The sequence below is a fragment of the Gemmatimonadota bacterium genome, from assembly GCA_016719105.1.
Classification (GTDB): domain Bacteria; phylum Gemmatimonadota; class Gemmatimonadetes; order Gemmatimonadales; family Gemmatimonadaceae; genus SCN-70-22.
On sequence record JADKAQ010000014.1, the window covers coordinates 87,106 to 111,487 of the forward strand.

A 24,382-nucleotide genomic window follows, 5' to 3' on the forward strand; every position below is an offset into this window, starting at 1 on the left:
GCCGTCGGCGCGGTGTAGGGGGTTACACGATGCCGCGGCCGAGCACGAGGCGCGAGGTTGCGCGCGTACCCGTGCACCCGACCGTCATCGTGCCCCCCGTGAACTCCACACCGTCCTCCGACCTCTCCCCACTGCTCGCCCCGCGCACCGTCGCCGTCATCGGCGCCTCACGCCGCGCGAGCCACATGGGGAACCAGGTCCTCTCGAACCTCATCGACTTCGGCTTCACCGGGACCGTCTACCCGGTCAACCCGCATTCGTCGTCGATCCGTTCGGTGCACGCCTACCGCCACATTGGCGATGTCCCCGAACCGGTGGACGTTGCGGTCATTGTGGTGCCGAAGGAGCAGGCACTCGACGCGGCCGAGTCGTGCGGCGCGGCCGGGGTGAAGGGGCTGATCGTCATCACCGCCGGCTTCCGTGAGATGGGGGGAGCCGGCGTGACGCTGGAACACGACCTGATGGCGATCGTCCAGCGGCACGGGATGCGCATGATCGGTCCCAACTGCATGGGGGTGATCAACGCCGACCCGGCGGTGTCGATGAACGCGACCTTCGCCCCGATCATGCCCCCGTTCGGTCACGCGGCCTTCGTCTCGCAGTCGGGGGCGCTGGGGTTGAGCGTGCTGGACTACGCGCGCGAGTATGGGATTGGCATCTCGCAGTTTGTGTCGATCGGCAACTCCCCCGACGTCTCCAGCACCGACCTGCTCGAGCAGTGGGAGACCGACCCGGCGGTGAAGGTGATCCTGATGTACGTCGAGAACTTCGGCGACCCCCGGCGCTTTCTCGAGTCGGCCTCACGCATCACCAAGCACAAGCCGATCATCGTCGTGAAGTCGGGGCGCTCGCGCGCCGGGGCCCGCGCCGCGTCATCGCACACCGGCGCACTCGCCGCGAGCGACACGGCGGTCGACGCGATGCTGACGCAGGCCGGCGTCCTGCGCGCCAACTCCATCGAGGACCTGTTCGACATGGCGATGGGGTTCGGCGTGCTGGCGCGCCCCCGGTCGCGTCGCACCGCGGTGCTCACCAACGCCGGCGGCCCCGGGATCCTCGCCGCCGACGCGATGGAGACCCAGGGGCTCGAACTCGTGGAGCTGAGCCCGGCGACCGTCGAGACGTTGCGCCCGCTCTTCCCGCCTGAGGCCTCGATTCGCAATCCGCTCGACATGATCGCCTCCGCCACCCCCGCCGGCTACAAGGCGGCGCTCACCGCCTTCCTCGCCGATCCCAACATCGACGCGGTGGTCCCGATCTTCGTCCCGCCGTTCGGCGTTAGGCAGGAGGACGTGGCCGAAGCGATCGTCAGTGCGGCCGTGACCCGCCCCGACAAGCCGATGCTGGCCGTGCTGATGGGGCTCAAGGGGCTCCCGCAGGGGCGGGCCGAGTTGCACGAGGCGGGGATCCCCGCCTACATCTTCCCCGAGAGCGCGGCGCGCGCCCTGAACGCGCTCAACCGGCAGCGCGAATGGGAGGAGCGCATCGCGGCGAGCGCGACCCCGCGCGAGGTCGATCGCCCGGGGGCCGCGGCGATCATCGACGGCGCGCGCCGCGAGGGACGCGCACAGCTGTCACAGGGCGAGTCCATCGCCCTGCTGCGCTGCTACGGCATCCCGGTGGCCGACGTGCGCTTCGTCGCCACGGGCGATGCCACGGGGCTCGACGATGCGGCCGCTGCGATCGGCTACCCGATCGTCCTGAAGCTCGCGAGCGCCGACATCACCCACAAGACCGATGTCGGCGGCGTGCACGTCGGGATCGCCGATGCCGACGAGCTGCGGGACGCCTACGCGCAGATGATGACGCGCGTGCAGCTGGCGGCACCGACCGCGCACATCGATGGGGTGGTGCTGCAGCGCTACCTCACGGGTGGGCGCGAGACGATCGCCGGGATCATGCACGACCCGCGCTTCGGCCCACTGCTCATGTTCGGGCTTGGCGGCGTCTTCGTCGAGGCGTTGCAGGACGTGATCTTCCGCGTGGCCCCCATCGACGACGCGCAGGCGCTCGACATGCTCCGCGGGATCCGCGGGGCACGCGTGCTCCAGGGGCTTCGCGGTGAGCCGCCTGCACAAGAGCCGGCACTGGTCGATGCCCTGTGCCGGCTCGGACAACTCGCCGCGGACTTTCCCGTGATCGCGGAACTGGACGTCAATCCGCTCCTCGCCTTCGCGCACGGCGTGGTGGCGGTGGACGCACGGGTGCGGTTGCAGCTCCCGTGAGTCTTCCGTCGCGCCCTGCGTCGCGCGCTACTTCGCGCGCTGCCGCCAGCGCGCGAGGATCTCCGCCTCCCGCGCCCGCGTCATCCCCGCCGCACGCTTGGCGCGGTCGGCGGTGGGACGCGACTTGTCCCACACGAGCGTGTCGAGCGCCGTGACGGCAAAGGGTCGGTAGGTGAGCCCAGCCGCAATGGCACGCTTCACGTTCACGTACATCAGCGCGTCGCCCGGGGCCCACGCCGGGATCTCGCTCCAGATCGCCGCCTTCTGCTCGGCCAGGAACGACTCGGGGACCCACGTGAACGAGACCGGGGTCGAGGTCACCGCCCGACAGCCGGCGAGCATCTCGGCGAAGCTCATCCGCGTCGCCGGGCCGGTGGCGTTGAAGTCGCCCATCACCCCGTTCTCGGCGAGCCTGACGATCCACTCCGTGAGATCGCGCTGGTCGATGACCTGCGACGAGTGGTTGGGGTTCCCCGGGGCGAGAACTTCGCCCCCCTCGTCGACGCGCACCGGCCAGTACGTGAAGCGATCAGTCGGGTCGGTGGGGCCCACGATGAGCCCGGGGCGCACGATGGTGGCGCGCTTCGGGAAGGCGGCGTGCACGAGGTTCTCGGAGATCGCCTTCGTGAGGCCGTACGGCGCCTCATCGCCGTCCTTGAACCCCGGCGGCGGGGCGAAGCGCTCGTACGATTCGTCGATCGGCTCCGTGCGCACGTTCCCCGCGGTCGCGTAGCTCATCGTATCGGTCTTGTACGCCGAGATCGACGAGACAAAGAGATAGTGTCCCGTGGAGTCCTTGAGCGCCGCCACGCTGCGCGCAACCCATCGGTAGTCTCGCGCATTGTTGTCGAGCACCGCGTCCCACTTTCGCTTGGAGAGCATCCCCATGTCGCCCTCGCGGTCGGCGATGATGTGCTCGACGCCGTCCACCTTGGTGGCACTGCGCCCGCGCGTGAGGATCGTGACCTCGTGCCCGCGGGCGAGGGCGTACTTCACCGTGTTGGGGCCGATGAAGCCGGTGCCGCCCAGGATCAGGAGCTTCTTGGGGGCCACGGATGGCGTGGGATCGCGGCGCTCGCCCGGATTCGCGTTCGCACGGGCTCCCGACGCAGAGGCGATCGAGGGGGAGAGGGCGAGCCCCGCACCAGCGAGTGCGGCGGTGTGAAGGAAGTCGCGGCGGGACGATGACATGGCGGCAGAGCCTGACGGGTGAGAGATCCCCGAAAGTGGCGCGCGGAACAGCGATCCGGAATGTCGCCCGGCGGCGCGGCGGCGCTTGCCCTTCTGCGTCGGATCGCGTCCCTTTCCGGACCCGCCCCTCTCCAACTGCAGGAATGCGTAAGCACGTCCTTCTGTACGGTCTCCTGTGCGGCGCCCTGGTCGCCGTGCTCCGCTTCATTCAGTACCGCTGGATCATCGTCGAGCACTCGATCGAGATCTATGGCGCACTGGTCGCGGCGGTCTTCGCCGGGCTGGGGATCTGGCTCGGCCTCAGGCTGACCCGCCCCGCCGAGCCCGTCGTCGTGCGGGAGATCCAGGAGATCCACGTTCCGGTGCCGGTCCACGTCCCCGCGCCGGCCACCTTCGTGCGCGACGAGCAGAAGGTCGGGGCGCTCGGGATCACCCCGCGCGAGCTGGAGATCCTCGCGCTGATGGCCGAGGGGTTGAGCAACCGGGAGATTGCAGAGCGGGTGTCGGTGAGCGAGAACACCGTCAAGACGCATTCGAGCCGGGTCTTCGACAAGCTGGGAGCCCGGCGACGGACGCAGGCGGTGCAGCTGGGCAAGGAGCTGCGCCTGATTCCGTGAGGGGCTCGAGGGCCCACCCCCGAAGGCGCCGCCCCGAACCCTCCCACTTTCGCATGATTTTGCCCCAGATCGCCCAAAATCACCCGTTCGTGTGACGCGCGCGGCGGGGGACGACGGATAGACTCGCCCCTCCTCAACCAACCGGGAGTTGTCATGCGGAAAATCGTGCTGACGTTCGGGCTCATCGCCGGGACGATCATGTCGGCGATGCTGCTCATCGCCATGCCGTTCCAGGAGCAGATCGGGCCCGAAAAGGGGATGATCATCGGCTACACGTCGATGGTGCTCGCCTTCCTGATGATCTTCGTGGGGGTCAAGACGTATCGCGACAACGTCGCCGGGGGGCGCATCACCTTCGGGCGCGCCTTCCTGGTCGGCTTCCTGATCATGTTCGTCGCCAGCAGCTGCTACGTCGCCACGTGGGAAGTGATGTACTTCAAGCTGACCCCGGGCTACTCCGAGAAGATGACCGCGCAGGCAATCGAGAAGGAGCGGAAGTCCGGGGCCAACGAAGCCCAACTTGCCGCCAAGCGGAAGGAGATGGAGGAGTTCCAGGCGATGTACCAGAAGCCGCTCGTGAACATCGCGATCACCTTCCTGGAGCCGCTCCCGGTGGGACTCCTGTTCGCCCTCATCGCCGCCGGCGTGATGAGCCGGAAGCGACGGGATGATGAGGCCCTCAGCGGCGCAGCGACGCCGCGAACTGCTCCAACTGCGTGATGCATGTCCCCCAGCCGTCGAAGAACCCCATTGCCTCATGCTGGTCGCGCGTCGCCTTGTCCTTGTGGAGCACCGTCGCCACGTAGCGCGTGTGCTCCCCCTCGTCGGAGAGGTTGATGTAGGCCGTCATGGGCATCCACGGGTCGGCGGCTGGGCGCCAGTGTTCGAGCAGCGCCGAGGTCCAGACGAGGCGTGACTGGGGAACCACCTCGAGGAAGGCACCCGGGTTGTCGCTGGTGCCACCATCGGGACCGCGCATGAAAGTGTGAAAGGCACCGCCTGGCCTGAGGTCGAAGGCGCGCACCTCGGTGGTCCACGGCTTGGGGCACCACCATTCCTTGAGATGGGCGGGATCGCTCCACGCCTGCCAGACCAGTTCCCGCGGCACGCGCAGGACACGGGAAATCTCGAGGTCGTATTCGCCGCCGACGGACATGGTCCTACTCCTTTGCGTGAGGGGGGCCCTGCAGGGTTTCGACGTACGCCTCGAGGCGATCGGTGCGCGCCTCCCAGAGCGCGCGCTGATCGGCCATCCACGACTCCGCGTCACGAAGCGTCGCCGGGTCGAGCTCGCAGGTGCGGATTCGTCCTTGCTTCTTGGACCGAATGAGGCCGCTGCGCTCCAGCACGCCGATGTGCTTCATGAACGACGGCAGCGCCATGGGAAACGGCGCGGCGAGCTCCGTGACGGAGGCCGATCCAACGCCCAGCCGCGAGACGATGGCTCGACGCGTCGGATCGCCGAGGGCGAGGAAGACGTGATCGAGCGAGGCAGAATAGTTAGCCATATGGCTAACCATATGTCTCGCCCTGCCGTTCTGTCAATCGGTGCCGCAACGTTGACGACGCCAGTGGCACCACGAGATCAATAGACCCATGCTCGACGACGTCATTGCCCCCGACCTTCGCCTGGTCATCTGTGGTTCGGCCGTCGGTACGGCGTCGGCGCGGGCCGGGTGCTACTACGCCGGGCCGCAGAACCGTTTCTGGCAGACGCTGTTCGAGGTCGGCCTCACGCCGCGGCCGCTGGCCCCGCACGAGTTCCGGACGCTTCTCGACTTCGGCATCGGCCTCACCGACATCGTGAAGACGCAGGTCGGTCCCGACCACGTGCTGCGGCCCGCCGAGTCGGACGTCGAGGTGCTGCGCTCCCTCATCGAGCGCTATCGGCCGCGGATGTTGTGCTTCAACGGAAAGCGCGCCGCGCAGCAGTTCCTGGGGCGCACGGACGTCGCCCTCGGGCTACAATCCGAGATGGTCGGGGCCACTCGGCTCTTCGTGGCCCCGTCCACGAGTGCGGCGGCTCGGCGATACTGGCGCCTCGAGGTCTGGCAGGCGCTCGCAGACGAGGTGGCGCGGCTGTCGCCGGGCGATGGGGCGCTCGCGACCGCGGGCGCGAGTCGTTAGGCTCTCCCGGCGACGCGCGCGCGGCCGCTCCCGTTGGTCCCGCATCGTCCGCTCCCTCTTCACCGGCCCCACACCGTTCGCCTCCGTTGGCCACACACGTCGTCCTCGTCCACCCCGAGATCCACTGGAACACCGGCAATGCGGGGCGCACCTGCCTCGCTGCCGGCGCCACGTTGCACCTGGTGGGGCCGCTGGGCTTCTCCCTGGATGAGCGCGAGGTCAAGCGCGCGGGGCTCGACTACTGGGAGCACGTCGACCTGCGCGTGTGGCCCAGCTGGGAGGCGTTCGAGCGTGCGCTGCCGGCACTCGGCGAGCCGTTCTTCTTCTCCACCAAGGCGACGCGCCTGTTCTGGGAGGCACCACTCGGCGAGCCGAGCGACGTCGTCCTCGTCTTCGGTCGCGAAACCGGTGGGCTGCCCGCCGCGCTGCATGAGCGCTATCGCGATCGCTTCGTGACCATGCCGATCGACGCGACGCGCGTTCGCTCGCTCAATTTGTCGACGAGCGTGGGGATCGCGGTGTACGAAGTGCTGCGCCAGCGCCGCGCACGCACCGGCTGATTGGCCACTTCGTCGCTCGTGCGATCTCGCCTCAGGCTCTCCGCGCTGGCCGTCGCCACCATCGCCACCGGACTCGCCACGCGTCGCGTTCCGGCGGCCTTTCCCGAGGTGCTTGCGACCTTCGGCGGCGACGTGCTGTGGGCGACGCTGGTGTACTGGCTGCTGGCGTGGCTTCGGCCGAGCGCAGCGGCGCCTCGACTCGCGTGTGCGGCGGGGCTTGCGGCTCTAGCCGTGGAATGCAGTCAGCTGCTGCATCCGGCGTGGCTGGTGGCGCTCCGGGCCCATCGGATTGGCGCACTCGTGCTCGGGCAGGGGTTCCTGTGGAGCGACCTGACGTGTTATGCCGTGGGGATCGGGCTAGCGTGGGCGTTGGACCGAGGGGGCGTCGCGCGGAGGCGCTGACGGGGCGCGAACGTGCGGAGCGGGCGCGTGGAGCGTGGGGGGTCGCCCCGGGCGCGTGTCGCCGCCAGCGGGATCGCGCGTTTTCGATCACCGGTGCACCACGTGCGTCGCCTCATCCCTGCGTCGGACGTGGCACGAGCGGCCGAGCGATCGCCCCACTTGCCCGTCGTGGCGGCTCACTGTTGCTTCCACTCGCAGGATGTGCGCCCGCGCCCCATGTCACGTCGGTCGAGCAGACGGAGGATCCCATGCGACGGTTCATGCTGATGCTGCTGCTCGTCGGGGCCTCAGGCTGCGGCGTCCTGGGCGGGACAGAGCCCGACGCGACGATGATCAACGTGCGGGTGCGCGACGATCGCGGGGTGGCGGTCGGTCGCACGCAGGTGATCGTGACGCTCGCCGCGACCGAGGTGATCACGCGAACGAGCAACGACGGGAGCGTGAGCGTTCACCTGTCGGGCGGTGGGGTGTACCGGGTTCGCGTCATTCCGCGTGCCGGCTACCTGGCGGCGACCGATCCGCTCTCGAAGCAGGTCACCGTCGCCTCCAACGCACGTGCGGTCGTCGACTTCGCCGTGTCGCGCGACGGGACCTACTCGGGCGACCCCGAGCCGTGGTTCTGAGTCGTGTGGCTCATGACGCCGACGAGCGCCCGCGTGGGCACGGCGCCCATGCCTAACGTCGATCGTCCATGACCGCGCCCATGCAGGGGATCGGCGATCGATGGCTGCTCGGCGAGCGCCTCGAGGGGATCGCCTTGATGCACAACCAGACGGTGCGCGTCCTCGCTGGGGCCCACGAAGGCGATGCGGGGACCGTCGTCCTGCTGCTGCGCGCCACGCCTGAGCCGGTGTACCTGGTGGCGCTCCATTCCGGCGCCGGGACGGTGCGGGTGCGCCAATCGGACGTGCAGCCGAGCGTCTGAGGCTGGTCATCGTGTATCGACGTGTCGCGGTGGCGGCACTTGTGGGTGCACGCTGACTCAGCAGTCGCGCTCCGCACGATGGCGGCTTGACCGCTGCGGCTGGCGGGCGCCATGCTTCCCCCGCTCCCAGCCAGCGCGGGCACGCATGACGGCGCTGCTCGACACGTGACCGTGGCCCATCGTTCGTGACGACTTTCTCCGCCGGCATCAACGCCGGTTGCCGCGCGATCGACGTGGCAGACGCGGTTCAGGGGACCAGCATCCCCGTGCGCCTGCTCTATCCGACACGGGCCCAGGCGCGGCCGACGCCGTTCGGCCCATTCCGGGTCGACATTGCGCTCGACGCCCCCGTCGACGGACACGCGCTCCCGCTGGTCGTCATCTCGCACGGGTCGGGCGGGACCCCCTTCACGCATCGTGACCTGGCGCTGCATCTCGCACGCGCGGGGTGCGTCGCGGCGCTCGTGCAGCACCCCGGCAACTGTCGTGCGGACGACTCGCTCTCGGGAACGGTCGCGAACCTCGAGAACCGGCCGCGTCACCTCCACCTGGTCATCGACGCCGCGCTCACCGACCCAATCGTCGGTGCGCATGTCGCACCGCGCGGCGTGACGATCATCGGGCACTCGATGGGCGGCTACACCGCGCTTGCTGTTGCCGGCGGGAAGCCGACGTCACTCGCGCAGGAATCGCCTAACGGCGCGGCGGTCACGGTCCCCGTTAGGCGCGACGCGCGCGTGAGCGCCCTGGTCCTCCTCGCGCCGGCGACGCCGTGGTTCATGGCCAGAGGCGCACTGGCCGACGTCGACGTCCCGATCCTCATGCGCACCGGGGAGCGGGACATGCTCACGACGGCGTTTCACGCGCAGGTGGTCGCCAGCGGCCTCCAAGACCCGGCGCAACTCGATCACCTCGTGGTCGCGAACGCCGGTCACTTCGCCTTCCTCAGCCCGTACCCGCCAGAGATGGTGAGTCCGGCGATCCCGCCCTCGCAGGACCCGCCGGGGTTCGATCGTGCGGCCTATCTCCCCGTGCTGTTCGACGAGATCGTGCGTTTCATCCGTCGCGCGCGCTAGCCGCCGCGGTCAGTCCTCGGGCCCACCGGCAAGCAGTGGCTCCAACTCCGGCGCCTGCGCGCCGTTCTCGGTGCAGACGGCGAACTTGGTCTCCCCCGCGTGATACATCGACACGCCGGCCCATTCGCCGCGCTTGTTGAGCACGAAGAAGCGGATGTTGAAGTTCGGGTTCCCCTTGCTGTTGAGCAGGCGGCTTTCGATGGTGTTGGCCTTGATGCGCTTGAGCGCTTCCATCCCGGCATCCTTGGGACTCATGCCGCGGCGCAGCGCCTCGACGATGAGGAACGACGACAGGTTGTACAGGTTGGCCTCGCCACGCCCGGTGGAGCCGGCCGCGCCGACGTCGTTGTCGACGTAGAGGCCGGCGCCGAGGATGGGGGAGTCGCCGGTGCGTCCGGGGATCTTCCACGCCAACCCGCTCGTCGTCGTCACGCCGCAGATGTCGCCGGTGGGGCTGATGCCATCGCAGTTGATCGTCCCCCAGAACGATCCCTCGCGCACGAGTCCATCGCGGACCATCGACCGGCCGGCGGCGAGGGCGCGCGACTCCCACTCGGCGTTAGGCACCCGATGCGCGCTCGCGGCGAAGTCGGTGTCGCCGGGGTCCTTCTCGTGCCGGTCCTTGGGGGCGCGTCCCTTGCCCTTGGGATCGAGCCAGTGCTCGGGATCGACGCGGCGGCGCCACTCGCGCCAGAGGCGGCGCGAGGTGTCGGTATTGAGGTCGGCCTCGACGGTGAACCCCATCTGCCGCGCAAACTCGCGCGCCCCCTCGCCGCTGAGCAGGTGATGGTCGGTGTAGTCCATGACCGCCTGCGCCACCAGCGACGGGGTGCGCACCCCTTCGATGCAGGCAACGGCGCCCGCGCGCTTGCGCGGGCCGTGCATGCATGAGGCGTCCAGCTGCACCACACCGTCGGCGTTAGGCAGCGCCCCGTACCCGATCCCGGTCTCGGTGGGGTCGAGTTCAGGGATGTTGACGCCGGCAATGAGGGCGTCCAGCACATCCTTGCCCTCGGTGATGAGCCGGAAGGCACGCTGTACGGCGTTCTCGGTCCCCCCGTTCCTGAACTCCCACCCCGAGTAGTCGGAGATGACGACGGGGCGCACGGCGTGCTTGAGCCAGAGCTCCGGGGCGCGCGGCGACGCGTCCGTGGACGCGTCAGGGGTCGACATCGCCAGGCCGGCGAGCGGTGTAGCGGCCAGCGTGGCCGAGGTGCGCTTCACGAAGTCGCGACGTGAGACCATGAAAGGGGCGGGGTGTGGGGTTGCCTCTATTCTCCCAGCGGGGCAGCCGTGCGCAAGTCGGTGGAAGACCCCGGGCAACGTGGCGCGGCGGCGGGTCGGCACCGCGGCACGGGCGCTCGGCACCCCGGGGGCCCCGCTCGTGGCGTGGCGCGCGCGACCGTAGATTCGCGCGACTCTTCACCCGACTTTCGACGCCATGCGCCGCTCGCTCGCCCTCGCCCTCACCGTCCTCGCGCCCATGGTCGCCGGCGCCCAGTCGCCGTTCGACTCGCTCCGTTTCCGGTCGATTGGCCCGGCCGCACTTGGCGGGCGCATTCACGACGTGGAGGGGGTCCCGGGTGATCCCTTCACATTGTACGTGGCCACCGCTTCGGGCGGACTGTGGAAGACGACCAACAAGGGGACGACGTGGACGCCGATCTTCGAGAACCAGAAGGTCGCGACGTTCGGCGACGTGGCGATCTACGAAGGCGATCCGCGCATCCTGTATGTGGGCACGGGAGAGCAGAACAACCGGCAGAGCACTTCGTGGGGGAACGGGGTCTACAAGTCGACTGACGCCGGCGCCACCTGGACACACCTGGGGCTCGCCGCCACGCGGCACATCGGGCGGGTGGCCATTCACCCGACCAACCCCGACATCGCCTGGGTGGCCGCGGCCGGCGACCTGTGGGCGCCTAACGCAGACCGTGGCGTCTTCCGCACCAGCGACGGCGGGCGGACGTGGAGCAAGACGCTCTTCGTCGATTCGCTCACGGGGGCGACCGACATCGTGGTGAACCCGATCAATCCCGACGTCGTGATTGCGGCGACCTACCAGCGCCTGCGCACGCCGTGGGGGTACAACGGTGGCGGCACGGGGAGCGGGATCTGGAAGTCGACCGACGGCGGCGAGACCTGGCGCGCCATCACCGAGGGGATCCCGACGGGAGACAAGGGGCGCATCGGGCTCGCCATCGCCCGTTCCGATCCACGCATCGTGATCGCCACGATCGAGCATCGCACCGAGGCGGGCACCTACCGATCCGAAGATGGCGGAGACACGTGGCGCCGGGTGAACCCGCTCAATCCGCGCCCCATGTACTACTCCAAGCCGGTGATCGACCCGACCAACGCCGATCGCGTCTGGATCCCGGGGGTCACCGTGTATCGCAGTGAGGATGGAGGGCGGACCTTCCGCACGCTCCCCACCGGCCCCACGTACGACGTCGGGCTCAAGGGCGACCATCACGCCTTCTGGCTCAACCCCAAGGACTCGCGCCACGCCTTCCTTGGCGGCGACGGCGGGCTGCACGAAACGTGGGACCTGGGGGAGACCTGGGTGCGGTTGAACAACCTTCCCATCGGGCAGTTCTACTCGGTGGCCGCCGACGATCGCGACCCCTACTGGATCTACGGCGGCATGCAGGACAACCACTCGTGGATGGGACCGAGTGCCACGCGCCACTGGTTAGGCATCGTCAACGAGGACTGGCGGCAGATCGGCTTCGGGGACGGGATGTACCAGCGCCCCGACCCCTTCAACAAGCGGTGGGTCTACACCGCGAGCCAGAACCTGGGGATCCAGCGTTTCGACATCGAGACGGGGGACCGGCTCGGCCTCAAGCCGTTCCCGCCGGCCGAAGGCGATACCGCGTACCGGTTCGACTGGACGGCGCCGATCATCGTGTCGCGCCACACGCCGGGGACGGTGTATGTCGGCGGCAACCGGCTCTTCACCACGCGCGACTACGGCAACTCGTGGACGCGTTCGCCCGACCTCACACGCCGAGTGAACCGAGACACGCTCCCGATCATGGGGGTGCTGGGGCGCGACGTGACGCTGTCGCGCTACGATGGCGAGTCGTCGTACTCGGAGATGAGCACGATCTCGGAGTCGCCGCTCGACGCGAAGGTGCTGTGGGTGGGGACGGACGACGGCGTGGTGCAGGTCTCGCGCGACGCCGGCGTGACATGGACCGACGTGACGGCGGCACTCCCCGGGGTGCCGGTGGGGACGCTGGTGAGCCGCGTACATGCCTCGTCGTTAGGGCGCGGGGCGGCCTACGTGTCGTTCGATGGGCACCGTGGCGGCGACTATCGTCCGCATCTCTTCCGCACGCTCGACTTCGGCGCCACCTGGACGCGCGTGGTGGGCAACCTCCCCGATGACATGCCGGTGCGCACCGTGCACGAGTACGACGGGAAGCCCGGCGTCGTCTTTGCCGGGATGGAGTTCGGATTGTACCTGTCGGTCGATACCGCACGCACCTGGACGCGTGTGGCCTCGCTCCCCACCACACGCTACGACGACATCCTCGTGCACCCCAAGACGAAGGACGTGATCGTCGGGACGCACGGGCGTTCGATCTGGATCCTCGACGATGCCGCGCCGATCGCCGACTTCTCGCCGGCGGTGGCGACCAAGCGCGTGCACCTCTTTCCGGTGCGGGCGGCGACGCTTTTCCAGTTCTGGGAGGACTTCTCGTATCGTGCGCAGGGAGCGTTCGCCGGGGAGAACCCGAAGGATGGGGCGCTGGTGTCGTATCATCTCGGGCGCGCGGCGAGCAAGGTGACGGTGACGATCACCACGCCAGCCGGGCGGCCGGTGCGTACGCTCACCGGGCCTATATCGCCAGGCGCAATCCACCGGATCAACTGGGACCTGCGCCACGCCCCGCCTCCGCCCAGCGGGCAGGGGGGCGGCGAGGAGGGAGGGACGTCCGAGTCGCTCCCGCGCCCGCCACACGACATGGGCGACCGCGGGCCGTTCGTCGCGCCCGGGAGCTACACGGTCACGATCGACGCCGACGGCGAGAAGATGTCGCGCACGGTGGTCGTGCGCCCCGACCCGCTGCTGCCGGTGACCGTGGAACAGCACCGCACGCGCGAGAGCTTCCTGCTCGAGGTGAGCGGGACGCAACAGAGTGTGGCCGAGGTGGGCGAGCGCATGACCGCGTTGCGCCGCCAGCTGGTGGCGCGCCGCGCGTCGGCGGGCGACGGGAGCGCGGCGCGCCTCTCCACCGACAGCACGCTCACGCAACTGACGGCGCTGGAACGCACGGTGCGCGCCGGGCCGGGAGCGCTGCGCGGACGGGTGTACGGGCTGGCGGGAGAGTTCAACGGGCAGGGGGCGCTACAGGGGAGCCTGCATCCCCCCACCAAGACGCACCGCGAGCAGTTTGCCATCATCAAGGCGATCCTGGCGCGCGTCCAGCTGCAGCTGGCGGCGCTGGAGGCCAAGGCCGGCGCCCTGCAGGACTGACCCTACACACCCATAGCTGTCATGACGCGCTCCGTCCACGCCACCATCCACTCCGTCAACATCGGCTCGTCGCACGACCTGATCATCGGCGACGAGATGGTCGCGACGGGGATCGTGAAGCAGCCGTGCCCCGGCGCGGTACGCGTGACGCCCGACGGTGTCGAGGGGGACTTCATCGCCAACGGCCGCGTGCACGGCGGCCCCGACCAGGCGGTGTACCTCTACAGCGCGGAGGACCTCGCGTTCTGGGAAGGGGAGCTGGATCGACCGATGCCGCCTGGGCTGTTTGGCGAGAACCTCACCATCGACCGGTGGTGGCCCGAGGTACGCATCGGCGATCGCCTCACGAACGCTCGGCTGACGCTCGAGCTCACCTTTCCGCGCGTCCCTTGTGCCACACTCGCCACGCGCGTGGGCGACCCGCGCTTCGTGAAGCGCTTCGCGCAGGCGGGGCGCCCGGGCGTGTATGCGCGCGTGATCCGCGACGGACATGTCGAAGCGGGCGACACGTTCACCGTCGAGCCGGCTCCGGCCGACTTTCCGCTGGCAGCCACGCTCTTTCGCGCGTGGCACGATCGCCGGCACCACGCCGACGTCCTGCGCGACGCGCTGCGCGCCCCGCTCGCGAGTCGATGGCGCGCGGCGTTCGAGTACGTGCTGGAGCACCCCGACGCGTAGGGCATAGCGCCGCGTAGCGGCAGCACATCACGCCGCCGAGTGGCAGCGCGCGACCCTCGATCACTCCTCCGGGAGGTACTGCTCCTGGCCGCCGGTCGCGTTCCCGATCGCCAGGCGCAACGCCACGAGCTGCATGACCGGGACGCGCAGGGTGAGCTCGACGGCGTCGTCGTACCGTTCGTTGAGCACGTGCGCTTCGTAGGTGGGGAGCAGGTGCCGCACCGCGGCGAAGGCGTGATAGCCGACGCGCACCCGCAGGTCGGTGGTTTCGACGCGTTCGTGGCGTTCGAGTCGCGACAGCGCCTCCTGGACGGCGCCGGAATAGGCGCGGGCGAGTCCACCGGTCCCCAGCTTGGTCCCCCCGTAGTAGCGCGTCACGACCGCGGCGATCTCGCCCACACCGGCGTGCAGGAGGACCGTCAGCATCGGGCGTCCTGCGGTGCCGTGCGGCTCACCGTCGTCGCTCATCCCGATGCGCGCAGTGCTCCCCGGCGGTCCGGCGACGAAGGCCCAGCAGTTGTGCGTCGCGTCGTCGAACTCGTGCGACATCTCGCGCACGAAGGCGTGCGCCGCCTCGGGCGATTCAGCGGGCGCGAGCGTGCAGATGAAGCGGCTCCGCTCGATGACCACCTCGGCACGGGCACGGGCGCGAGGGATGGGATAGCGCTGGGGATCGGCCATGGCTCCGTCCAATATGCTTGCTAGCCGCGACGTGCGCCCGGAGCTAAGCTCGACGCGCACCGCTCACTCCTTGGCCCCGTCATGCAGCAGATCGTCGACTTCATCCTCGAACTGGACAAGCTCAAGGGCGTCACGCGCAAGACGCGCGTGATCGGCCTCGATCGATACGAGAATTCGGCCGAGCACAGCTGGCAGCTGGCGATGCTGGCGGCCTCACTCGTGCACTACGCCGAGTCGCCGGTCGACCTCAACCATGTCGTCTTCATGCTCCTCGTGCACGATGTGGGGGAGATCGACACCGGCGACACGATTGCCTACGCCGAGGGCGGGTGGGAGGAACGCAAGCTGGCGGAGCGGCAAGCGGTGCAGCGCATCTTCGGGATGCTCCCGACGCCGCAGGGCGAGCGCTTCTTGCAGCTGTGGGAGGAGTTCGAGGCGGGGGCGACGGCCGAGGCGCGCTTCGCCAACGCCGTCGACCGGGCCATGCCGGTGCTGCTCAACCTGGCCAACCACGGGCAGAGCTGGCGCGAGAACGGAATCACGCACGCGCGGGTGGTCGGGCGCGTCGCACCGCAGATCAAGGCGGGGTGCCCTGCCCTGTGGGACTACCTCGAGGCACGGCTGGATGAAGTGAACCGGAACGGATGGTTCGGCACCTGACCTCGCACGGCATCTCCACCCTTCGCGGAGCCCCTCATGCCCGCCAAACGGTCGACATCACGCACCACCACCGCGTCATTGGGTCGCTCCGGCGCAGACGATGACTCCGTCGACGAGCTGCTCGCCACGCTCGTCCACCCGCACAAGGGTGAGATCGTGGCCTTGCGCGCGATCATCCTTGGTGCGCATCCCAGCATCACCGACGGGATCAAGTGGAACGCCCCAAGCTTTCGCACGACCGAGTGGTTCGCCACGATTCACCTGCGCGCCAAGGTGGGCGTGCAGCTCATCCTCCATCTCGGTGCCAAGGTGAAGTCGCTGTCGCCGGAGGGGATGGCGATCGACGATCCGGGGCAGCTGCTGACCTGGCTCGGGAAGGACCGGGCGACCATCGTGTTCCGCGACCTCGATGACCTCACCGCCAGGCGCGCGGCGTTCGAGCGTTTGTTGCGCTCGTGGATCGCGTATGTGTGAGCGACGCTCGCAGGTCGGCCGCCAGCAGCAACGGGTGGCCGATCACGCGTCCGCGGGGACGTACACCGCATAACCGCGCGGCGGCGCCCAGAAGTCGGCGCGGCCGCCGGCGTCGGTCTCCTTGTCGTGCGGCGTCGCGTGATCGAGCGACGATCCGTGGGCGACCGGTGTCATGCGCCGGTTGGCGAAGGCCGTGGTCACCCAGTCGCCCCGCCAGGCAGTCCCGCTGTTGTTCATCGCGACGACCAATCCGCCACGCCCGCCGAGCCCGCGTCGCTGCATGATGTACAGCGAATCGTCGACGTAGAGGACCTCCGTCGGTCCGCTCGCATGGGACTCGTGAACGCCGACCAGCGCGGCGATCCCGTCGGGTTGTCCCGCGCGACCGAGGGCGAAGTTGTAGTAGTCCTGCCAGAAGACGCAGGGATACCCTTCGTGCGTGAGGATGAACGCGTAGGCGAGCATCTTGTCGCGCACGATGGGGTTGTCGCGAATGATGTCGTGGTTCTCGACGAAGGTGACGCTGCGTGCAGGTTGCCGCGCGAGAATCGTCCCGGGCTGCGTGAGCTCGCGCATGGAAAAGCCGTCGTCAGCGCAGAGGCGCGCCAGGCGCCGCCGCAGCGGGAAGTCGAAGCCGGCGACGGGATTGTCGTTCCAGAAGTTCGCCCCATCGAGATAGCCCATGATGGCGTCGGCGTGCTCCTCGTCCCAGAACTCGACCACGCCGAAGGGCTTGTGGTACGTCGCCCCGACGCGGCGATAGCGGTACTCCTGGATGGCGGTGATGAGCCACGCGCCACGCCCTTCCTCACCGAAGCCCTTCACGAAGTCGAAGCGAAAGCCGTCGAAGCCGATCTCCTCGACCAGCCACTCGACGAACTGCATGATCTGTGTATAGACGTGCGGATTGCGATGGCAGAGGTCGGGGAAGCCCGCGAAGTGATCGTCGTCCCACGACTCGTATTCCGACGGGTGGAAGCAATTCCAGTCGCGCGGAAAGCGCCCGCTGGCCGGGGTGAACTTCGTCCAGCGCCACTCGTTGGTGATGGGGTTGAGTTCCTGCTCGTCGGCGCCGCTGCAGTGATTGAGCACCAGATCGGCGTAGACCTCGAGGCGCTGCGCGTGCGCGGCGGTGATGAGCGACGCGAGTGCCTGACGAGAGCCGAACCAGGTCTCGACGCCCCCCTTCTGGTCAAACTCGCCGAGGTCGAAGTAGTCGTACGGGTCGTAGCCCATGCCGCCGGCGTTCATCCCCTTGCTGGCCGGGGGGAGCCAGAGCGCGGTGAAGCCCACCTCGGCGAGCGCCGGCAGTTCCGCCTCGATGCGACCCCACCACGCGCGCTCGCGCCCTTCGAGCGCGGGACAGTCCCAGTAGAAGGCCTGCAGCAGCACACCCATGGTCATCCTCCGGAGCGTCGGTCGAGCGCGGGGCGCGCGCGGGCCACGGCGCCCGCGCGCCCTTGCAGCTTACTCCGACGCGGCCGCGTCCACCACGATCTGCGCCGTCGCGACGTCATGGATGAGGGTGGCAGGCCAGTCGGCCTGATAGCAGTCGGCGGCGCGCATGCGCGAGACGGTCAGGCGCTTCCCCACCCCCATCGCCAGCATGATCGCCTCGCGCGACGCGGCGATCGTGGCCACGCCGACGCTCACGCCGTGGTGCGGCACCGTCTCCAGCGTCCCGAACGAGGGGAACGTCTGCAGGTTGTCGCGGCGCGTCTCCTCGGAGAGCGGGATGATGCGCGTGCGGCTGTCGCGCGGGCTCCCCGGCGGATTGAAGGCGACATGCCCGTCGCTCGCCCCCGAGGCCAGGACAAAGCAGTCGATCCCCCCCGCGGCCGCGATGCGCGCATCGTACTCCGACGGGTTCTCTGTCAGCGGGAACCAGACGTGCGAGGGCTGCAACTGGTCGCTCGTGCGCAGGTGCGCGTTGAGCCGCTCGAGGATCTCCACGCGGGCGAAGTAGTGGCACGACCACGGCGCGTCGTCCGGCGCATACTGGAGCCCGTCAGCGCCGGCCACCAGGTACTCATCCATCATCACGAGCGTCACGTGCGCCAGCGATTGCGGCTGTCGGGACAGACGCTCCGCCATCGCGGCCAGGACCGGGCGTGGCGAGCGCCCGGTGGGAACGCCGAGCAGGAAGCGGCGACCGTCGGCGTGCGCCTCCGCGATGCGGGCCAGGAGGTGATCGGCGACGTACGCGCCAACGGCGTCGGGCGTGGGCAGGACGTGAATGGGAGCGCGAGGCATGCGGAATGACGAGGACGTGAGGGGTGCCTGGGAATGCCTAACGGGCCAGCGCCGCCTCAGCGAGGGCGGGGTTCTTCCAGAGATCGATCGGCTTGGCGATCCCCAACGGGTGGAACGGAAAGTTGATCTTGCGCCCCAGCCCGGCCGAAGCATACGCGGCGTACAGCACCTCCTGCACCACGCGCCCGGTCTCGCCATCGGCGATCGGCGTCTCCTTGCCACGCACGCAGCGGGCGAAGTGCCGCATCTCCTGCGGGAAGCCGTAGTTGTAGTGCTCCTCGAAGACCGGCCAGGTCCACCCCTGTGTGCTGGCCGCCTTCTCCACGGCATAGCCGAAGCCGACCTCGGAGTACGTCGGGAGCGCGTTCCCGATGAGCATGTCGGCGTACGTCTGCCCCTTGGAGCCGAAGATCTCGATGGTGTCGTCCATGCCGCCGGGCTTGGTCCACGAGTTCTCGATCACACCCGTGGCCCCGTTGTCGAACTCGATGATCGTCAGCGCCTCGTCGTCCCCCTCGGTGCGCTGGCCGTGCACCTGCGTGGAGAGCTGCGCATAGACACTCTTGACCTTTGGCTTGCCAAGAAACCACCAGCAGAAGGCGATGCCATGGCAACCCAGGTCCATGAGCGCCCCACCGCCGGACTGGTTCACATCCCAGAACCAGTCGGAGTGCGGGCCGTTGTGCTTCTCGGATTGCTTGACCAGGTGCACGCGCCCGAAGGCGCCTTCGTCGGCCATCTGCTTGGCCTTCACGTACTTCGGCGCGAAGAACAACTCCTCGGCGTACATGAGCAGGACGCCGGCCTGCTGACACGCTTCGAGCATCGCGTCCGCTTCCTCGAGCGTGACGCACAGCGGCTTCTCGCAGACCACATGCTTGCCTGCGCGCGCGGCGTCGATCGTCATCTGCGCGTGCAAGCGGTTGGGGGCGGTGATCGAGACCATCTCGATCGCCGGGTCGCGCAGCATCTCGCGGTAGTCGGTGTAGGCTGCGGCGATGCCGTGGCGCTCGGCGAAGGCGCGCGCATGGCCTGCCGAGGGCGAGGCAACGGCGACGACCTCCCCTTCTTCTGGCATCATGCGCACCGAGTGCGCGATGCAGTCGGCCTGAAAGCGGGACCCGATGATCCCGATCTTCACCTTGGACACGTGCGGCTCTCCGATGATAGGTCGTGCAGTGGAGTCGGGGCGTGCTGCATACGATGGCCTAACGAGACAGTCATCCCCACGCGGGCTGACCTGGCTGGAGCGGGAGGCAGCCGGTCCAGCGCCCGGGGACGCGGACGTAGCGGAGCGCCTGCGTCATTCCGGTTTCCGATGAGAAGTAGGCGCGGAGCGAGAGTTCACGCGCGAGGTGAAACCAGTGCGCGTCGCCGGCCTTCACCGCTTCGGCATCGACGCCAGCGAGCAGCGTCTCTCGCTCGCTCGGCGAGAGCCGAGTGAAGGCCCCGCCACACCGATCGACACACAGCGCGCGAAACGCTTGGAGCCCGTCGCGGATGCGGCGCTGTGCCGGCGCGTCGTAGCAGTCGTTCACCAGGAGGGCGACGATCGGGGCCACGCCGGCCGCCCTTGCCCCTGGCGACGCGGGGGTCGTGGGGAGGATCGTGTCCGCAATCTCCTCCAACAGTTGCGCATCTTCGGTGGAGATGCCCGCGGTCGACGCCGGTGGCGCGGCACGATCGCTCGAGCAGGCGGTGAGCAGCGCGCTGGAGGTGAAGAGGGCGCCGCCGAGCACCACGCTCCCTGCCTTGAGCGCGGTGCGACGGGTCACGGGTGGGAGCTTCACGACATCGCTCACAGGTTCTGCCTCGCGAGTTCTTCCACCGCGTGGTTGGCGGCGCGCGCCGTGAGCGCCATGTAGAGGATCGACGGCGACTGGTTGCCGGTGGAGGTCATGCAGGCCCCGTCGGTGACGAAGACGTTAGGCACGGCGTGGAGCTGGTTCCACGCGTTGAGCATCGACGTCTTGGGGTCGCGCCCCATGCGGCAACCGCCCATCTCATGGATGTCGAGCCCCGGCGCCTGGTGGTTGTCGCGCGACTCGATGTCACGACAGCCGGCGGCGGCGAGCATCTCGTTGGCTTGCGTGAGCCAGTCGCGGATCATCGCCTCGTCGTTGTCGTCGTAGCCGACCGATGTCACGAGGCGCGGAATCCCGAACGGGTCCTTGAGCGTGTCGTGGAGCCGGACGTGGTTGTCGTACTTGGGGACGGTCTCGCCCTGCATGTACATGTACAGCCCCCACGGCCCCGGCTGCGCCTGCGCATCCTTGTAGGTGCCGCCCAACCGCGTCGCCGCATCGACGCCGCGCGTCCGGTAGCCGCCCGTGAAGGTCGTGTAGCCGCCGACGAAGTCGGCGTCCTGCTTTCCCAGGTTGCGGAAGTTGACGAGGATGCACTCGGTGGGGTTGCGCCCGTAGAAGTATCGGTCCTCGAGCCCATCCAGCGTCCCGTGCGCCGACGCCCGGTAGTTGTGGAAGGCGACGTATCGCCCGAGCACACCCGCGTCGTTCCCCAGGCCATTGGGGAATCGCCGCGACGTCGAGTTGAGGAGGATGAGCGTCGAGTTGAGTGCCGAGGCGTTGACGAAGATGATGCGGGCGCGGTACTCGTTGATCGCCTGCGTGTGGGCGTCGATCACGCGCACGCCGCTGGCCTTCCCCTTCGCCTCGTCGTACAGAATGGAGTGGACGACCGAGTCGGGGCGTATTGTGAGATTCCCCGTCTTCTGCGCCCACGGCAGCGTCGACGAGACGGAGCTGAAGTAGCCGCCGTACGGGCAGCCACGCATGCACAGGTTGCGCGCCTGGCAGGTCCCGCGCCCCTGCTGCAGGTGAATCTCTCGCGGCTCGGACAGTTGTGCCCAGCGCCCCTGCACGACGTGCCGGTCGCGATACCTCCGGCGCAGGGCAACTCGCAGGTGCAACTCCGCGCAGTTGAAGTCGAACGGCGGGAGGAAGTCACCGTCGGGCATCGCCTCGAGCCCGTCAGCTGCACCGCAGACCCCGACGAACCGCTCGACGTGCGTGTACCAGTCGGCCACGTCGTCGTAGCCGATGGGCCAGTTCATCCCGTATCCCAGCCTTTCCGGCGCCACGAATTCGTGGGGGCTCCAGCGCTGGCAGGCGCGCCCCCAGGTCAGCGACTTCCCTCCCACCTGGTAGCCACGGATCCAGTCGAACGGCTTCTCCTGCTCGTACGGATGGTCGGCGTCCTTCACGAAGAAGTGCGCCGTGTCCTCCCCGTAACCAGCGGCCTTGCTGATGAGCGGGTTGGCGTCGAGCAAGGCGCGCGGCGTCGCGCCCTTGTGCGGGAGCTCCCACGGGGCGAGCAGAGCGGTGGGATAGTCCTTGAGGTGCTCGACGTTGCGGCCGCGCTCGAGCACCAGCGTCTTGAGCCCCTTCTCGCACAGCTCCTTGGCGGCCCATCCGCCCGAGATGCCGGAGCCGATGACGATGGCGTCGTAGGAGGTGTTGGGCTGTGGCACGGTCCGGTGCGGGGACGAGGGCGAGCGATGAACGGCGTCAGCGATGAGAAGTTGAAGGAGCGAGCGTCCAAGGGATAGCCTCACGCCCCCCGTTGGTCGTAGACTCGAACGTCCCCGGGAATCGGGTTACTCATGTCGCGCCTCGCCGCGCCCCCCACACGTGCCGTCGGCACCACGCCAGTCTCGCTCACTCCACGCGGAGCACGCCGCCGATGTCCGATCCACTCTCTCGCCGTGACTTCTCGCGCCGAACGGCGCTCGCCGGGCTCGGGCTTGGCGTGGCACGACTCGCTGGGGGTCCTGCACCGCTCGATACCATGAACACGCCCTCCCCCGACGCCACCGCACGCCTCGACCAGGGCGATCGACTCGCCGCGGACGAGTTTCCGCGGCAGCGCGAGGGGATCTATCTCAATCATGCCGCATCCTCGCCCCTCCCGCAGCGGTCGAGCGATGCGTTGCGCGGCTACCTCAGCGACCGCGAACGCCTCTTTCATCTCTACCAGACCGGCACGCAGGACTACGCCCTCCCCGTGCTGCAGGGGAAGGTCGCACGCCTGCTCAACGTGCCCCCCGAGCTCGTCGCCTTCGTCCCGACGACCACCGAGGCGATGAGCGCGGCGCTCAACAGCATCGAGTGGCGCGCCGGCGACAACGTGGTGGTGCCGGCCAACGAGTTTCCCGGGGTGATCTATCCGTCACTCCACCTGGCACGTCGCGGGGTCGAGGTGCGGCAGGTGCCTGTCGAGCAGCACGTCGACCTCGATCGCGTCCTGGCGGCGATCGATGGGCGCACGCGCGCCGTGGCCATCAGCTGGGTGCACTGGCTCACCGGCCATCGCATCGACCTCGCCAGGCTCGGCGCCGCTTGCCGAGCGAGTAACGCACTCAGCATCGTCGACGCGATTCAGGGGGTGGGGGCCGTCCCCGTCGACGTGGCGGCCACACAGGTCGACTTCTTCGTCACCGGCAGCTACAAGTGGCTGATGGGGATCCCGGGGACGGCGGCGATCTACACGTCGCCGCGCTTCCTCGAGGCCGTCGTCCCCGACCGCGCCGGCCACGCGAGCATGAAGACCTCCGTCTACGATGCCCCGCACATCGAGTGGCTCCCGGGCGCGGCGCGCTTTCAGGTTGGTGGCACGATCAACGCGGCACTCATCGCCATGGAGCGCTCGATCGACCTGCTGACGGAGGTCGGCGTCCCCAGGATCCAGGCGCACGTGGGGACGCTCCTCGACGCACTGCAGTCGCGGGCACCGCACGCCGGGGTGCGCCTCAACTCCGACCTGTCGAGCGCACACCGCTCGACGTTCGTCAACGTCACGACCGGCGACAGCGCGCGCGATGACCGGATCGTGAAGGGACTCGTGGCACAGGGGATCATCGTCGGGCGTCGCGGCCCGGGGATCCGTATCGCCCCCCACCTGCACAACTCGGTTGGGGACATCGAGCGTCTCATGGACGCGCTGCAACGTATTGCCTGACGAGAGACCATGCCAATCGAGCTTTCCCCGGAAGACACGACCCGCGCCATCGCCTCGCTCCGGCGCTACTGCGACGAGCAGCTCGACGAAAAGATCGGCGAGCTCAAGGCGCGCCTCTTCCTCGAGTTCATCCTGAAGGAGATCGGCCCCTCCATCTACAATGGGGCGATCGGCGACGCGCAGGCCTACTTCCGCGATCGCGTCGCCGACCTCGAAGGGGCCTGCTCGCAGCAGGAGTTCGACTACTGGCCGCGCTCCACCGCGCGCCGCCCCTCCCCCTGACACCACGCCCAGTCATGATCGCGAAGGCGAAGTCGTCCCCACGCGCGAGCGCGAAGCCGGTCACGCACGACGAGTACCTCGCGCGCCTTCCCGAAGACCAGCGCGCAGCGCTGCAGCAGCTGCGTACCACGATCAAGGTGATCGTCCCCAAGGCGGAGGAGTGCTTCTCGTATGGCCTCCCGGCCTTCCGCCTGAACGGCGTGCTCGTCGGCTACGGCGCGACCGCGAAGCACTGCGCCTTCTATCCCATGAGCGGACAGACGGTGGCCGCGTTCGCGGACGAGCTCGCGGGCTTCGAAACGAGCAAGGGGACGATCCGCTTCACTCCGGACAACCCGCTCTCGAAAGCCCTGGTGCGCAAGCTGGTGAAAGCGCGCATCGCCGAGAACGCGGAGTAGCGGAAACAACCGGCGCGAGACGGCGCGCGGGACGGCGCGCGGGACGGCGCGCGGGACGGCGCGCGGGACGGCGCGCGGGACGGCGCGCGGGACGGCGCGCGGGACGGCGCGCGGGACGGCGCGCGAGACAGCCCGCGCGACAAGCCGCGTGACAACGCGCGCCCCCGCGCGCAGCCCACCCACCGCGGCGTGTCCAGATCGCCGAGCCCTTGTCGCGTTGATGGCTATACGAGCGATTCGGCTCGGAGTCGTGCCTGCCGGTGGACGTCCGGTCGCCGAAAGGCGTACGCGCGCCGCTCGGCCTTAACGACGCGCACCTCACGGCGACCAACAGCGCGGGGCCGCTTGCACGAGCGAGCAATCCCCG

At 68.9% G+C, this 24,382-nt stretch carries 25 protein-coding genes and 1 pseudogene; 16 read left to right on the forward strand and 10 right to left on the reverse strand.

All coding sequences use genetic code 11. From position 1 onward, the window contains the following. The first annotated feature begins 98 nt into the window (after window positions 1–98). Window positions 99–2,225, forward strand: a complete 2,127-nt coding sequence (locus IPN47_15040; GenBank protein MBK9409331.1) for an acetate--CoA ligase family protein — start codon at window positions 99–101, stop codon at window positions 2,223–2,225. A 27-nt stretch (window positions 2,226–2,252) separates the two neighbouring features. Here IPN47_15040 and IPN47_15045 read toward each other — a convergent pair whose 3' ends face one another. Then, on the reverse strand, window positions 2,253–3,416 hold the full coding sequence (locus IPN47_15045; protein MBK9409332.1) for an NAD-dependent epimerase/dehydratase family protein: 1,164 nt from the start codon (window positions 3,414–3,416) through the stop codon (window positions 2,253–2,255). 143 nt (window positions 3,417–3,559) lie between these two features. On the opposite strand from IPN47_15045, the gene IPN47_15050 reads away from it, so the two are divergent. Together IPN47_15050 and IPN47_15055 are read left to right on the forward strand one after the other, a co-directional pair. Beyond that, window positions 3,560–4,033: a response regulator transcription factor gene (locus tag IPN47_15050; protein ID MBK9409333.1), complete on the forward strand. Its 474-nt coding sequence runs from the start codon at window positions 3,560–3,562 to the stop codon at window positions 4,031–4,033. Window positions 4,034–4,186: 153 nt separating this feature from the next. Further along, window positions 4,187–4,753, forward strand: a complete 567-nt coding sequence (locus IPN47_15055; GenBank protein ID MBK9409334.1) for a DUF4199 domain-containing protein — start codon at window positions 4,187–4,189, stop codon at window positions 4,751–4,753. Here IPN47_15055 and IPN47_15060 read toward each other — a convergent pair. Together IPN47_15060 and IPN47_15065 are read right to left on the reverse strand one after the other, a co-directional pair. Then, window positions 4,713–5,189 (reverse strand): SRPBCC family protein, encoded by a 477-nt coding sequence (locus IPN47_15060; GenBank protein MBK9409335.1) that lies wholly within the window; start codon window positions 5,187–5,189, stop codon window positions 4,713–4,715. The genes IPN47_15055 and IPN47_15060 overlap by 41 nt on opposite strands. 4 nt (window positions 5,190–5,193) lie before the next feature. Continuing rightward, window positions 5,194–5,541 (reverse strand): helix-turn-helix transcriptional regulator, encoded by a 348-nt coding sequence (locus tag IPN47_15065; GenBank protein MBK9409336.1) that lies wholly within the window; start codon window positions 5,539–5,541, stop codon window positions 5,194–5,196. A gap of 88 nt (window positions 5,542–5,629) precedes the next feature. On the opposite strand from IPN47_15065, the gene IPN47_15070 reads away from it, so the two are divergent. From IPN47_15070 to IPN47_15095, 6 genes are all read left to right on the forward strand, one after another. Next, window positions 5,630–6,160 carry a mismatch-specific DNA-glycosylase gene (locus tag IPN47_15070; GenBank protein MBK9409337.1) on the forward strand — a complete coding sequence of 177 codons (531 nt, stop codon included), beginning with the start codon at window positions 5,630–5,632 and terminating at the stop codon, window positions 6,158–6,160. An 86-nt stretch (window positions 6,161–6,246) separates the two neighbouring features. Beyond that, entirely contained in the window at window positions 6,247–6,720 is a 474-nt protein-coding gene (locus IPN47_15075) for a tRNA (cytidine(34)-2'-O)-methyltransferase (GenBank protein ID MBK9409338.1), read from the forward strand. 18 nt (window positions 6,721–6,738) lie between these two features. Then, window positions 6,739–7,122 carry a DUF2809 domain-containing protein gene (locus IPN47_15080; protein ID MBK9409339.1) on the forward strand — a complete coding sequence of 128 codons (384 nt, stop codon included), beginning with the start codon at window positions 6,739–6,741 and terminating at the stop codon, window positions 7,120–7,122. Window positions 7,123–7,370: 248 nt separating this feature from the next. Beyond that, complete coding sequence (locus tag IPN47_15085) at window positions 7,371–7,745, forward strand: hypothetical protein (protein ID MBK9409340.1); 375 nt, start codon at window positions 7,371–7,373, stop codon at window positions 7,743–7,745. A 68-nt stretch (window positions 7,746–7,813) separates the two neighbouring features. Next, window positions 7,814–8,047, forward strand: a complete 234-nt coding sequence (locus IPN47_15090) for a hypothetical protein (protein MBK9409341.1) — start codon at window positions 7,814–7,816, stop codon at window positions 8,045–8,047. A gap of 206 nt (window positions 8,048–8,253) precedes the next feature. Beyond that, entirely contained in the window at window positions 8,254–9,123 is an 870-nt protein-coding gene (locus IPN47_15095; GenBank protein ID MBK9409342.1) for an alpha/beta hydrolase, read from the forward strand. A 9-nt stretch (window positions 9,124–9,132) separates the two neighbouring features. Here IPN47_15095 and IPN47_15100 read toward each other — a convergent pair whose 3' ends face one another. Continuing rightward, on the reverse strand, window positions 9,133–10,368 hold the full coding sequence (locus IPN47_15100) for a N(4)-(beta-N-acetylglucosaminyl)-L-asparaginase (protein ID MBK9409343.1): 1,236 nt from the start codon (window positions 10,366–10,368) through the stop codon (window positions 9,133–9,135). 196 nt (window positions 10,369–10,564) lie between these two features. Between IPN47_15100 and IPN47_15105 the strand changes: the two genes are divergently transcribed. Together IPN47_15105 and IPN47_15110 are read left to right on the forward strand one after the other, a co-directional pair. Beyond that, entirely contained in the window at window positions 10,565–13,612 is a 3,048-nt protein-coding gene (locus tag IPN47_15105) for a hypothetical protein (protein ID MBK9409344.1), read from the forward strand. Between the two features lie 21 nt (window positions 13,613–13,633). Beyond that, the gene (locus IPN47_15110) at window positions 13,634–14,290 is read left to right on the forward strand and encodes an MOSC domain-containing protein (GenBank protein MBK9409345.1); all 657 of its coding nucleotides are present in this window, start codon (window positions 13,634–13,636) and stop codon (window positions 14,288–14,290) included. 60 nt (window positions 14,291–14,350) lie between these two features. Here the strand turns inward: IPN47_15110 and IPN47_15115 are convergent, their stop codons facing one another. Beyond that, complete coding sequence (locus IPN47_15115) at window positions 14,351–14,971, reverse strand: YigZ family protein (GenBank protein MBK9409346.1); 621 nt, start codon at window positions 14,969–14,971, stop codon at window positions 14,351–14,353. A gap of 81 nt (window positions 14,972–15,052) precedes the next feature. Here IPN47_15115 and IPN47_15120 point away from each other — a divergent pair, with 81 nt between their 5' ends. Both IPN47_15120 and IPN47_15125 read left to right on the forward strand, forming a co-directional pair. Next, entirely contained in the window at window positions 15,053–15,631 is a 579-nt protein-coding gene (locus IPN47_15120; protein ID MBK9409347.1) for an HD domain-containing protein, read from the forward strand. A 36-nt stretch (window positions 15,632–15,667) separates the two neighbouring features. Beyond that, a complete protein-coding gene (locus IPN47_15125) occupies window positions 15,668–16,105 on the forward strand; it encodes a DUF1801 domain-containing protein (GenBank protein ID MBK9409348.1) in 438 nt (145 codons plus the stop codon). Between the two features lie 42 nt (window positions 16,106–16,147). Here IPN47_15125 and IPN47_15130 read toward each other — a convergent pair whose 3' ends face one another. The 5 genes and pseudogenes from IPN47_15130 to IPN47_15150 all read right to left on the reverse strand — a co-directional run bounded on the left by IPN47_15130 (window position 16,148) and on the right by IPN47_15150 (window position 21,848). After that, complete coding sequence (locus IPN47_15130; protein ID MBK9409349.1) at window positions 16,148–17,503, reverse strand: DUF1939 domain-containing protein; 1,356 nt, start codon at window positions 17,501–17,503, stop codon at window positions 16,148–16,150. A gap of 69 nt (window positions 17,504–17,572) precedes the next feature. After that, window positions 17,573–18,358, reverse strand: a complete 786-nt coding sequence (locus IPN47_15135; GenBank protein ID MBK9409350.1) for a 6-phosphogluconolactonase — start codon at window positions 18,356–18,358, stop codon at window positions 17,573–17,575. A gap of 37 nt (window positions 18,359–18,395) precedes the next feature. After that, window positions 18,396–19,502, reverse strand: a pseudogene (locus IPN47_15140) (Gfo/Idh/MocA family oxidoreductase). Window positions 19,503–19,578: 76 nt separating this feature from the next. Continuing rightward, complete coding sequence (locus IPN47_15145; protein MBK9409351.1) at window positions 19,579–20,133, reverse strand: gluconate 2-dehydrogenase subunit 3 family protein; 555 nt, start codon at window positions 20,131–20,133, stop codon at window positions 19,579–19,581. 23 nt (window positions 20,134–20,156) lie between these two features. Next, window positions 20,157–21,848, reverse strand: coding sequence for a GMC family oxidoreductase (locus IPN47_15150; protein ID MBK9409352.1), 1,692 nt, complete (start codon window positions 21,846–21,848; stop codon window positions 20,157–20,159). Window positions 21,849–22,165: 317 nt separating this feature from the next. On the opposite strand from IPN47_15150, the gene IPN47_15155 reads away from it, so the two are divergent. The 3 genes from IPN47_15155 to IPN47_15165 are packed head-to-tail and all read left to right on the forward strand — an operon-like array spanning window position 22,166 to window position 24,015. Then, the gene (locus IPN47_15155) at window positions 22,166–23,335 is read left to right on the forward strand and encodes an aminotransferase class V-fold PLP-dependent enzyme (protein MBK9409353.1); all 1,170 of its coding nucleotides are present in this window, start codon (window positions 22,166–22,168) and stop codon (window positions 23,333–23,335) included. A gap of 9 nt (window positions 23,336–23,344) precedes the next feature. After that, entirely contained in the window at window positions 23,345–23,617 is a 273-nt protein-coding gene (locus tag IPN47_15160) for a DUF2164 domain-containing protein (GenBank protein ID MBK9409354.1), read from the forward strand. A gap of 14 nt (window positions 23,618–23,631) precedes the next feature. Next, window positions 23,632–24,015 (forward strand): DUF1801 domain-containing protein, encoded by a 384-nt coding sequence (locus IPN47_15165; protein ID MBK9409355.1) that lies wholly within the window; start codon window positions 23,632–23,634, stop codon window positions 24,013–24,015. The last annotated feature ends 367 nt before the right edge of the window (window positions 24,016–24,382 follow it).

Coding starts and splice junctions, on each gene's coding strand:
- IPN47_15135 (MBK9409350.1), bottom strand. CDS start 18,358: ATGCCTCGCGCTCCCATTCACGTCCTGCCCACGCCCGACGCCGTTGGC.
- IPN47_15085 (MBK9409340.1), top strand. CDS start 7,371: ATGCGACGGTTCATGCTGATGCTGCTGCTCGTCGGGGCCTCAGGCTGC.
- IPN47_15045 (MBK9409332.1), bottom strand. CDS start 3,416: ATGTCATCGTCCCGCCGCGACTTCCTTCACACCGCCGCACTCGCTGGT.
- IPN47_15130 (MBK9409349.1), bottom strand. CDS start 17,503: ATGGGTGTGCTGCTGCAGGCCTTCTACTGGGACTGTCCCGCGCTCGAA.
- IPN47_15115 (MBK9409346.1), bottom strand. CDS start 14,971: ATGGCCGATCCCCAGCGCTATCCCATCCCTCGCGCCCGTGCCCGTGCC.
- IPN47_15110 (MBK9409345.1), top strand. CDS start 13,634: ATGACGCGCTCCGTCCACGCCACCATCCACTCCGTCAACATCGGCTCG.
- IPN47_15050 (MBK9409333.1), top strand. CDS start 3,560: ATGCGTAAGCACGTCCTTCTGTACGGTCTCCTGTGCGGCGCCCTGGTC.
- IPN47_15060 (MBK9409335.1), bottom strand. CDS start 5,189: ATGTCCGTCGGCGGCGAATACGACCTCGAGATTTCCCGTGTCCTGCGC.
- IPN47_15090 (MBK9409341.1), top strand. CDS start 7,814: ATGACCGCGCCCATGCAGGGGATCGGCGATCGATGGCTGCTCGGCGAG.
- IPN47_15070 (MBK9409337.1), top strand. CDS start 5,630: ATGCTCGACGACGTCATTGCCCCCGACCTTCGCCTGGTCATCTGTGGT.
- IPN47_15105 (MBK9409344.1), top strand. CDS start 10,565: ATGCGCCGCTCGCTCGCCCTCGCCCTCACCGTCCTCGCGCCCATGGTC.
- IPN47_15055 (MBK9409334.1), top strand. CDS start 4,187: ATGCGGAAAATCGTGCTGACGTTCGGGCTCATCGCCGGGACGATCATG.
- IPN47_15160 (MBK9409354.1), top strand. CDS start 23,345: ATGCCAATCGAGCTTTCCCCGGAAGACACGACCCGCGCCATCGCCTCG.
- IPN47_15165 (MBK9409355.1), top strand. CDS start 23,632: ATGATCGCGAAGGCGAAGTCGTCCCCACGCGCGAGCGCGAAGCCGGTC.
- IPN47_15125 (MBK9409348.1), top strand. CDS start 15,668: ATGCCCGCCAAACGGTCGACATCACGCACCACCACCGCGTCATTGGGT.
- IPN47_15065 (MBK9409336.1), bottom strand. CDS start 5,541: ATGGCTAACTATTCTGCCTCGCTCGATCACGTCTTCCTCGCCCTCGGC.
- IPN47_15155 (MBK9409353.1), top strand. CDS start 22,166: ATGAACACGCCCTCCCCCGACGCCACCGCACGCCTCGACCAGGGCGAT.
- IPN47_15120 (MBK9409347.1), top strand. CDS start 15,053: ATGCAGCAGATCGTCGACTTCATCCTCGAACTGGACAAGCTCAAGGGC.
- IPN47_15100 (MBK9409343.1), bottom strand. CDS start 10,368: ATGGTCTCACGTCGCGACTTCGTGAAGCGCACCTCGGCCACGCTGGCC.